The organism is Propionispora vibrioides, from assembly GCF_900110485.1.
Lineage (GTDB): Bacteria > Bacillota > Negativicutes > Propionisporales > Propionisporaceae > Propionispora > Propionispora vibrioides.
This window is the reverse complement of the sequence record NZ_FODY01000009.1, coordinates 134619-143273: the sequence shown is the minus strand read 5'-3', so window position 1 is coordinate 143273 and position 8655 is coordinate 134619. Positions and strand designations below refer to the sequence as shown.

At 48.1% G+C, this 8655-nt stretch carries 9 protein-coding genes; 3 read left to right on the top strand and 6 right to left on the bottom strand.

Annotated features, from left to right (window positions below):
• Positions 1-402 precede the first annotated feature (402 nt).
• Complete coding sequence (locus tag BMW43_RS09660; RefSeq protein WP_091746361.1) at positions 403-1215, bottom strand: amidohydrolase family protein; 813 nt, start codon at positions 1213-1215, stop codon at positions 403-405.
• Positions 1216-1984: 769 nt separating this feature from the next.
• Between BMW43_RS09660 and BMW43_RS09655 the strand changes: the two genes are divergently transcribed.
• Positions 1985-3619, top strand: a complete 1635-nt coding sequence (locus BMW43_RS09655; RefSeq protein WP_091746359.1) for an AsmA family protein — start codon at positions 1985-1987, stop codon at positions 3617-3619.
• Positions 3620-3778: 159 nt separating this feature from the next.
• Here BMW43_RS09655 and BMW43_RS09650 read toward each other — a convergent pair whose 3' ends face one another.
• The 3 genes from BMW43_RS09650 to BMW43_RS09640 are packed head-to-tail and all read right to left on the bottom strand — an operon-like array spanning position 3779 to position 5983.
• Positions 3779-4519 carry an amino acid ABC transporter ATP-binding protein gene (locus BMW43_RS09650; RefSeq protein WP_091746358.1) on the bottom strand — a complete coding sequence of 247 codons (741 nt, stop codon included), beginning with the start codon at positions 4517-4519 and terminating at the stop codon, positions 3779-3781.
• Entirely contained in the window at positions 4516-5187 is a 672-nt protein-coding gene (locus BMW43_RS09645) for an amino acid ABC transporter permease (protein WP_091746355.1), read from the bottom strand. Before BMW43_RS09645 ends, BMW43_RS09650 begins: the two co-directional genes overlap by 4 nt.
• Positions 5174-5983, bottom strand: coding sequence for a transporter substrate-binding domain-containing protein (locus BMW43_RS09640; protein ID WP_091746353.1), 810 nt, complete (start codon positions 5981-5983; stop codon positions 5174-5176). Before BMW43_RS09640 ends, BMW43_RS09645 begins: the two co-directional genes overlap by 14 nt.
• Before the next feature lie 390 nt (positions 5984-6373).
• Between BMW43_RS09640 and BMW43_RS09635 the strand changes: the two genes are divergently transcribed.
• Together BMW43_RS09635 and BMW43_RS09630 are read left to right on the top strand one after the other, a co-directional pair.
• On the top strand, positions 6374-6889 hold the full coding sequence (locus tag BMW43_RS09635; protein ID WP_091746351.1) for a GNAT family N-acetyltransferase: 516 nt from the start codon (positions 6374-6376) through the stop codon (positions 6887-6889).
• Between the two features lie 116 nt (positions 6890-7005).
• Complete coding sequence (locus BMW43_RS09630) at positions 7006-7317, top strand: hypothetical protein (RefSeq protein WP_091746348.1); 312 nt, start codon at positions 7006-7008, stop codon at positions 7315-7317.
• Between the two features lie 81 nt (positions 7318-7398).
• Here BMW43_RS09630 and BMW43_RS09625 read toward each other — a convergent pair whose 3' ends face one another.
• Together BMW43_RS09625 and BMW43_RS09620 are read right to left on the bottom strand one after the other, a co-directional pair.
• Entirely contained in the window at positions 7399-7911 is a 513-nt protein-coding gene (locus tag BMW43_RS09625) for a YjbQ family protein (RefSeq protein ID WP_091746346.1), read from the bottom strand.
• 12 nt (positions 7912-7923) lie between these two features.
• The gene (locus BMW43_RS09620; protein ID WP_091746344.1) at positions 7924-8619 is read right to left on the bottom strand and encodes a triose-phosphate isomerase; all 696 of its coding nucleotides are present in this window, start codon (positions 8617-8619) and stop codon (positions 7924-7926) included.
• Positions 8620-8655: the final 36 nt, after the last annotated feature.

Genomic DNA, 8655 nt, shown 5'->3' with positions numbered 1-8655 from the left:
GGCCATACTCCTTTCGGAGAGCGGCAGGGTCTCCCAAGTTCACACGGAGTAATGGTGTGTAGCATGCCAAGACCTTCGATCCCGGGGCGCCAGACTTAACTCGCCTTTATCGCTAAGCCCAGTATTGTCTTCTGCTCGTCCCATACATCGACCTTTCCCTTTAGGAATTTCGGGATTCTACATCTTCAGCTTTCGCTTTCGGCCTACTACCTTTCCTACCTACGCTTAGACCTGGCGTTACCGCTTCAGTCCCAAGGCTGGATACAGAGTGGCTGGCTAGACCTTCTCTGGCGGGATTTCCACCCGCTTTACTCCGTGCGCTTCTTGGCGCACGGGACAGTTCTTTCGATTCTCCCCGGATTTTCAGATTGCCTTTTGTCACCAGCCAGTCTGTCCTTTCGGTCAAAGACCAAGCTGATAAATCCTGTTGGCATTGTCAAAAAATACCTTGTCATGATGTTTTTCCGGTATCAAATGCGCCACAAATTCGATATAGTTGGCGATATTGGCCAAAGGCCAGTCTGTGCCGTACAGCAGGCGGTCATACTGGTCCAGATATTCCAGCCACATTTTAAAATGCTCAATATAGCCCTTTTTCTGTTCAAAAAATGCCGGCATATCGGCAATCTTGCCTTCTAAAAGTCCGGAAAGATCAGCGGCCACGTTCTCATTTTTTTCCATGACGGCAATGGCATCGGCCAGCCAGGGATTGCCGGTATGGCACATGACAAACTGCACTTCGGGATAACGAACCGCCGCCTCATCCATTACCAGAGGATGGCTGTATTTGAGCAGCGCTTTGCTGGTAGCAGTCAGCCCGGTATGGACGGCCACCGGTTTATGATACTGCATAGCCAGTTGATATAAAGGATCAATCACCGGGTCGTAAATATAGAAATGGTTATAGCCCGGATACAGTTTGATGCCTACGCAATTTTCCCGTTGCAGATGCCGTTCCACCAGACAGGCCTGCTGCTCGATATCCTCCAGCCGGAAAAAAGTGCTGTCCAACCCAACGCAATAGCTGAGATAATCCGGATAGGCAGGACCGTCTTCATTCAGATTGCGGTTGCCCATTACCACGCCCCGGATAATGTTATACCGGTCATATTGTTCCTTAAGATGTTCACTTGTATTTTCGTGACCTGCTAATTCCGCTATATGGTCAAAGTGAGGTTCCTGGCAGAAGTGAAGGTGAGCATCTATAATTTTCATGAAGAATCATTCCTTCCTTTTAGCTGTACCTTATCCGTGTTAAAGCGACAGTTGACACAGATGAGGTACTAGGTAACCACTGATTAATTCACATTGCGCGTCCTGACGGATCTTTTTTCGCCTGACTGCGTCAGCAAAACCTTGAAATAGCGGCACTATTCCTGCAGTTTTGCTTTCTTTCCAGCCGGAAAAATCTCTCGCCAGGCTGACAGGTTCATTTAATCAGTGGTTACCTAGAAGTGTGTATTTCTCTCCTACATTATATGCAACTCTTTCGGTAAATACGGATATACCGTTATCATACCACCCTCTGCCCTCAATGAAAAGCACCCGATGATCAGCTCCCCTTGCGTCCTTTAAAATATAGCAAAAGGGTGCAAGGATTTTTTGCTTGGCAAGACGGCGCAGCCGCAGCTATCGGACATAAACAAGGCAACGATAATTCGCAAAAAAAGGCTTGCAGGATCATTATTTCAGTAACACAAGGTACTAAGCCAAAATAAAATATTTACCAACCAAGCATAACCGGCCTGCCAGCTATATACAAAAAGCCATTGCCGCCACTCCTGACAAAACAACCGGGATACCCCGCCGGCATAGTGATCCCGCTGTCCGGACAAAAAATAAAACATGCTATTTCTGCCACTTCCGGCTTTTGCTATTCTCACGATTTGGCAACCCGGCGGCTATTGCCAGGAAGTCACTCTTGTTCAGTCCATCACTGGTAGCGTATAATATATAATTAAGAAAATGGGGAGGATACCGATCTATGCACCAACAACAGACACCCGTGACACTCCGAACCAAATGGAGCAAGAAAAAGGTGAGCCTGCTTGTATTGGCTCTCATTTTCTTAACCGGAACCCTGCTTTTTCAGCTTGCTTCCGGAAAAATCCGACAGGCAGTGGAGCAGTCGTTGCTAGCCCAGGCCAATCAATCGATTAACGGCAAAATCACGGTAGGCAACATTTCCCTATCCTTTCCGGGTTATGTAGAGGCCGATGACGTAGAAGTGTTGAATGCGACAGGCAATCCGGTCGCCAAAATCAACCGGGTACATATTCGTTATAATTTACGCGACTTATTAAAAGGTCAGCTAGGGCCGCAGCTCATCACAGGCGTTACGGTAGAAGAACCGGAGATTTGGCTGGCTTACCAGCAGGATCATTCCAACTGGGATAACCTGTTAAAACCCACTTCAGACGAATCCGCCAAATTTAGCGGAAAAATAAAGTTCGAAAACGGTCAGCTTCATCTAACGACCGACCTGTTTGAAAAAACAGTGAACCAATTATCCGGTCAGCTCGACTTCCCGCCAGCAAGCCAGACCAGCCTTACAGCAACCGGTCAGCTTGATCAGGCTGCGCTGACGGCTGAAGGCCACTGGGGAACGGAAGCCGTATCGGAAATCACCGTCACCGCCAAAGGTCTGGACTTAACCAAGCTGGGACTGGTCGCTGACGATTCCCCCATTAAAATCACTGGCGGCAAGCTGGATGAAGTAACCGCCAAGCTCGGCAACGAGCAGGCGGGCGGCGCCATTCTGCTTAAAACCTTGGCCGGCCACTTTTCCGGGGTAGATACTACAGGAGCTTTGGCCTTAAGTCAGGGCAGTGCCGATTTCGCCAAACAGGAACAGTCTCTCCTGTTCACCAATGGCCAAGCCTTGTATAAAGGACAGCCGATAACCGTCAGTGGGCAATTAATTACCCCACCAACGGCTGAACAAGCACTGGACTTTACCATCCAGCTGCCGGCCGGTGACCCGGCAGCCCTGCTGCCCAATCTGCAAGCCGGCGGAAATATAGCGGTCCAGGGGAAAGTGACAGGTTCCGTGCTGTCCCCCGTATTTTCCGGCAACTTTAGTCTAGACAGTCTGCAGTTCGGCACAATGACCGTCAGCGGTATCAACGGCACCTTCTCCTACGCACAGGAGCAGCTAAAATTGCTTACCGCCACAGGTGCAACTACTGGCGGCACGGTAAGCGCCAGCGGCAATATTTACCCTGACAGTGAGCAATATTCGCTGAACATTTCCGGCAGCGGTCTGGACTCCTCCCAGCTTACCACCAAAGATGTCCATGGCCCCTTGTCACTGACCGGCACAGCCACCGGTAATGCGGCTGCCGCCCTGCTGCAGGGCAATTTTACCATCACCAGCGGCAAAGCCTACGGGGTGTCCTTCCAGACTCTGACCGGCAACTTTGTCAAGCATGGCTCAGATGAAGCGGAAGTCAGCAATCTGGCGATGAAAACCGATTTTGGCACCTTCTATCCCGAACAAATCAGCCAAAACGTCATGGAACAACTGCAGGAACGCAACTTGCCGACCTCCCGCGCGGAAGCCGAGAAAAAAATAACTGAAAAGCTTACCGGCAAGGTATTGGAAAAACTTCTTCGGTAATATATTGTTAATGCAAAAAGATAACCCCTGCCGACTTGTATAGACGGCAGGGGCTATCTTTTATTTCTTGCTTCCTGTTTTGCCTGATGAATACTACCTAACTATGCACAAAGCGGAAAAAACTTCCCAAAAAACCTGCAAGCCCGGACGACGATCCGCTCACAGCTGACCAAACTGAGCTGTAAACGACTGGATTCTACTGTTATCCGCTGCAAAAACGCGCTGCGGCGCTCCTTCACAAAGAATACTACCGCCGTCCATAAATACGATTTTGGTAGCCACTTCACGGGCAAAATTCATTTCATGGGTAACAATGACCATAGTTATTCCTTCTTCAGCCAGCTTCCGAAGCACTTGCAATACCTCACTTACAAGTTCAGGATCCAGCGCCGATGTAGGCTCATCCAGCAAAATCACATCCGGCTCCATAGCCATTGCCCGCGCAATAGCAACCCGCTGCTTTTGGCCGCCGGAAAGCTGACCAGGATATGCCGCAGCCTTTTCCGCCAGGCCTACTTTGGTGAGCCAGTGCATTCCCTTTGTTGCCGCCTGCTGCTTTGGTATCCCTTTTACCACAAGTAGTCCTTCCATAACATTTTCCAGGGCCGTTTTATGAGGAAAAAGATTAAACTGCTGAAAGACCATACCCGTTTTCTGCCGCAACTGACGAACCAGTGCTCCATTACCGGACGCTGTTCCAGTCTCCAGAACGAAATCCCCGATCCGGATCCGTCCCCTATCAGGCGTTTCCAGATGGTTAAGACAGCGAAGCAGCGTAGTCTTGCCTGATCCACTCGGTCCGATAATAGCGCAAACTTCACCTTGGCGTATTGTCAAATTTATATCTTTCAATATGCTGGCCGAACCAAAATTTTTGTATAGACCGGCAACCTCAATCATTGTGATCCCCCTGGTATTTCAAGCTTTTTCTCCAGCCATTCCTGGACCCATCCCATAACAATGACCATGACCCAGTAAAACACAGCCAAAGTAATAAAATAAGGCATGAAAACAAACTGAGCCGAACTTTGTTCCTCCACCTGCCGTGTTAATTCCGGCACAGTAACAACCGAGGCCAGGGAAGAAGATTTCAAAGTATCAATCAGACAGTTCCATAGCGGCGGAATAGCCGTTCGCGCCGCCTGGGGCAGTATGATCCGGCGTAACACCTGGGAATTTGTCATTCCCAAAGACAAAGCTGCCTCCCATTGTCCCCGGCTGATAGAAAGAATCGTTGCCCGGAAAATTTCAGAAATATAGGCGCCAAAATGTAATATCAGCCCAATTACAGCCGCTGGCACCGGGTCAAGTATGATATGAAAAGAGGTTAACCCGAAGTATAACATCAACAGTTGCACCAATAACGGCGTTCCCCGGAAAAAAGAGATATACACCTTGGCAATTAGTTGAAGCGCTTTAATCCGGCTTATCCTCATCAAGGCCACTACTAAGCCAAGCAGTACCGCGCCGGTCATGGCAATCAGACTTATCTGAATGGTAACCAAGGCTCCCTGCACCAAGACAGGCAGGGAGTCAAACACGATCAGCCATTCCCTATTTGCTAACATCTTCACCAAACCATTTCTGGGATATTTTTAGATAGGTTCCGTCTGCATGAATATCAGCCAGCGCTTTATTTACCGCTTCAACAAGCTCCGGTGATCCCTTACGGAAAGCCAATGCCATTTGCGCCGAATCGAAAGTTGGACCTACCACTTTAATTTGCTGATTGGGATTTTTAAGTAAATATTCCGAAATGAACAGTCTGTCATTGACTGTTGCCTCAATACGTTTGGCTGCCAAATCTGCAAATATTTCATTAGCTCCTTTATAGTATTGCACTTCCGCTCCCGCTTTCTTGGCTATTCCATCCCAGTTGCTGCCCTGAGTTACGCCTACCTTGCGGCCCTTAAGGTCTTCCAGGCCTTTGATATCGGCCGTCTCTTTATTGACAACAACCTGGGCACCGGAAACAGTATAGGGTGAGGAAAAGTCATACTTTGCTGTTCTTTCCTGATTAATGCTTACCTGATTGGCAATTACATCAAACCGCTCGGAGTCCAGGCCGGCAAACATTGCTTTCCACTCGGTAGGAACAAATTCAGCTTTAACCCCGATCCGTTTCGCCACTTCATTGATAATTTCCACATCAAAGCCCTGGAGCTCTCCTTTTTCATCCTTAAAAGTAAACGGCGGATACGTTCCTTCGGTTCCCACTTTAATCGTTCCCCGTTGTTTTATTGTTTCCAGCAAGGTTTGTTGCTTCGGCTCTTCAACCTTTGTCGTTTGACTGCCACAGCCGGCAGCAAAGATCGCCGTAAATAAACTCACTATGAATAACAAAATCAGACCAATTTTTTTCATGTTCCCAGCTCCTTAATTTTTTGATAGTAATTTTTTTACCATTTAGTACAACGGCGATGTATGATCACATCCTCTCACTCACAGTCTCTGTCCGAAAAAACGCTAAAAAAGAAGAAGACTGAAACTCTTATCTTATTGATAAGAGTTTCAGCCTTCAGATTACTGATCAGCCAGCAATTTCTAATTTGTCATAATGATATCACCAAACAAATGATTAATCAATTATTTTTTAACTATTATCCTGAACTTTTTTCACAGTATACAAAAGATATTTCTAATGAGCAATTCAGAAATTTTTTAGGGTGCGCGGCCCACTACTGCCCTTTCACAGTACAATGTAAATCATGCTATAATGTCTTTGTTACATAACGAACTCAGGAGGATGTTCCTATGCTAGAAGTGACTATTCGCAAAGTTCGCCCGGAAGATGTAGACAAGGTAGCGGAAATAGAAGCTATCTGTTTTCCTAGGGCTGAAGCAGCCCCACGTGAATCGTTTGAAAAAAGAATTGCCGTTTTCCCGGACTACTTTCTTGTTGCTGAAATCAAGGGAGCTATTATTGGTTTTATTAACGGCTGTGTCACCAACAGCCCTGTTATTTATGACGAAATGTTTCAGGACACATGCCACCACATACCAACTGGCTCGAATGTCAGTGTTTTCGGCCTGGATGTGCTGCCTTCATACCGGAAACAGGGCATTGCCGCTCAGTTGATGCAGTCTTTTATTCAGTTGGCCAGGCGAACCGGGCGAAAAAAAGTAATTCTAACCTGCAAGGAAAATTTAGTTCATTACTATGAATCTTTTGGCTATGCCAGCACTGGCCTCTCCGCTTCCACACACGGCGGTTCCCGTTGGTATGACATGACACTTGCCTTACCGGATGACACATCGCCTTTAGCCTAAGACCACTGGTGATAAATTTTATATAACTTTGTACTATACCTCCACGCGTATTCCAAGGAAAATCCAAGAAAAAATTGCGAGAATTATGGTAAAAAGTATTTTGGGAGGTAATAGGAATGAATGTTTCCGCTATCGGGTCCTCGTCATCCTACAGCAGCAGTAATAGTAGCAGCAGTAGCGGCACATCCGCTTTGGAACAGCAAAAAGAAAGACTGGAAGCACAAATAAAGGAACTGCAGAAAACCAACTCCAAAGAAAATGCCGCTAAGATCAAAGTCTTAGAGCAACAATTGCAAAGCATCGAACAGGAAATCGAAGCCCAGGAAAGCAGCAGTACCACCGCCGGTACTTCCAGCACATCCACTGCCGGCGGCGCCGGGCCAGCCTATACGGTCAGCCTGTCCGGCCAGAGCAAGGCCAGCAAATAAAATACCAATACTCCCCCAATTTGCAGCAAAAAGTCCCTGTTCGGTCAAACCGAGCGGGGACTTTTTGTATTAAGCAAACTTCTATTCACCAAGAATGGCAATCCGGCAATGTCTGTCGCGCACCCGGTTTTGGTCCCAGTCGACAAAGTAGATATAGCCAACCGTACCGATTAAAAGCTGTCCGTCCTGAATAATGAAAGTCTCACTGGCGCCAAACATCGAAGCACGGATGTGAGCATCGGTATTCAGCAGTGTGCCGGGGTCCGGTGGGTAGTCAGGATCAGTCAGTTCCATCGCAAAGGCAGTATGCTTAGGCCCCGGATGGTGATACTGGCCTTCCGTCGTACAGCGGGGCACCAGGGTATCCATAATATTATTCAAATCTACCTGCAGCAGCTCATCACCATTAAAATTCACATCATGCATATATTCTTCAAAGATTACGGAACAGGTGGTATGCTGGCTGGCAACCACACAAATGCCGTTTTTCACACCGCTTTGCCGCACCATTTCCTTCACTTGATCGGTGATCCGGTGATAGGTTACCCGGCGGCCGTTGGAGGTCAAAATCAGCTCATCATGATACACAGTCATCTGGCCATCTCCTTACACGCCTAATTTGCTTCTGGCTTCCACAAGCGCCGCTACCATCTCCCGGAGCACCGCTATTTTATCCGGGGCGCAGACAATCCCGCTGGTGCCGCCCGTACCGTCGGCTCCGGCTATAATCGTCCGGTAAACATCTTCGCCTGTGCTAATGCCTGCCGCCTGCAACACCAGCGTTTCCGGCGAGATCTGTTTGACCGCCGTCTTGCTGGTTTCCATATACTCGGCACTGCTGGTCTGGCCGGTGCCGATTAACTCTGTCGGCTCACAAATGAGAATATCCGGTTTTAGCTGAGCGATGGCCTGCGCTTCCTCAATAGAATCGGCACAGACAATGGTATACATGTCCAGACTGTCGGCCAGTTTCATTGTTTTCACCAAATCCCGCAAACTCACCGGATGCTCGGCATGATTGAGGAAAGTGGCTTTCACGTTATAATGCTGCAAGGCCGCCGGAAAAATATACCCCATCCCCCGCCCGGGCAGCAGCGGGTCCATATGCTGTGCTGTCAGAAATATTTTGTCCACAGCCCCATTGATGGCCGGAAAATCGACAGCCTGAGCCGTATAAAATAAATCAATGTCATGCTGCTTGGCAAGCCGGTCGGCCTCAACAGCCAGTTCGACCGCCTCTTTTCCGAACAGATACCCCTTGGGATTGACCGAGAAAAAAGGTGTCTTAATCTTTTTTTTCATCAAGCTATCTCCTTATCCCCTCTGCGGACTGGGTGA

Coding starts and splice junctions, on each gene's coding strand:
- BMW43_RS09625 (WP_091746346.1), bottom strand. CDS start 7,911: ATGACTGTGTATCATGATGAGCTGATTTTGACCTCCAACGGCCGCCGG.
- BMW43_RS09660 (WP_091746361.1), bottom strand. CDS start 1,215: ATGAAAATTATAGATGCTCACCTTCACTTCTGCCAGGAACCTCACTTT.
- BMW43_RS09620 (WP_091746344.1), bottom strand. CDS start 8,619: ATGAAAAAAAAGATTAAGACACCTTTTTTCTCGGTCAATCCCAAGGGG.
- BMW43_RS09650 (WP_091746358.1), bottom strand. CDS start 4,519: ATGATTGAGGTTGCCGGTCTATACAAAAATTTTGGTTCGGCCAGCATA.
- BMW43_RS09630 (WP_091746348.1), top strand. CDS start 7,006: ATGAATGTTTCCGCTATCGGGTCCTCGTCATCCTACAGCAGCAGTAAT.
- BMW43_RS09655 (WP_091746359.1), top strand. CDS start 1,985: ATGCACCAACAACAGACACCCGTGACACTCCGAACCAAATGGAGCAAG.
- BMW43_RS09645 (WP_091746355.1), bottom strand. CDS start 5,187: ATGTTAGCAAATAGGGAATGGCTGATCGTGTTTGACTCCCTGCCTGTC.
- BMW43_RS09635 (WP_091746351.1), top strand. CDS start 6,374: ATGCTAGAAGTGACTATTCGCAAAGTTCGCCCGGAAGATGTAGACAAG.
- BMW43_RS09640 (WP_091746353.1), bottom strand. CDS start 5,983: ATGAAAAAAATTGGTCTGATTTTGTTATTCATAGTGAGTTTATTTACG.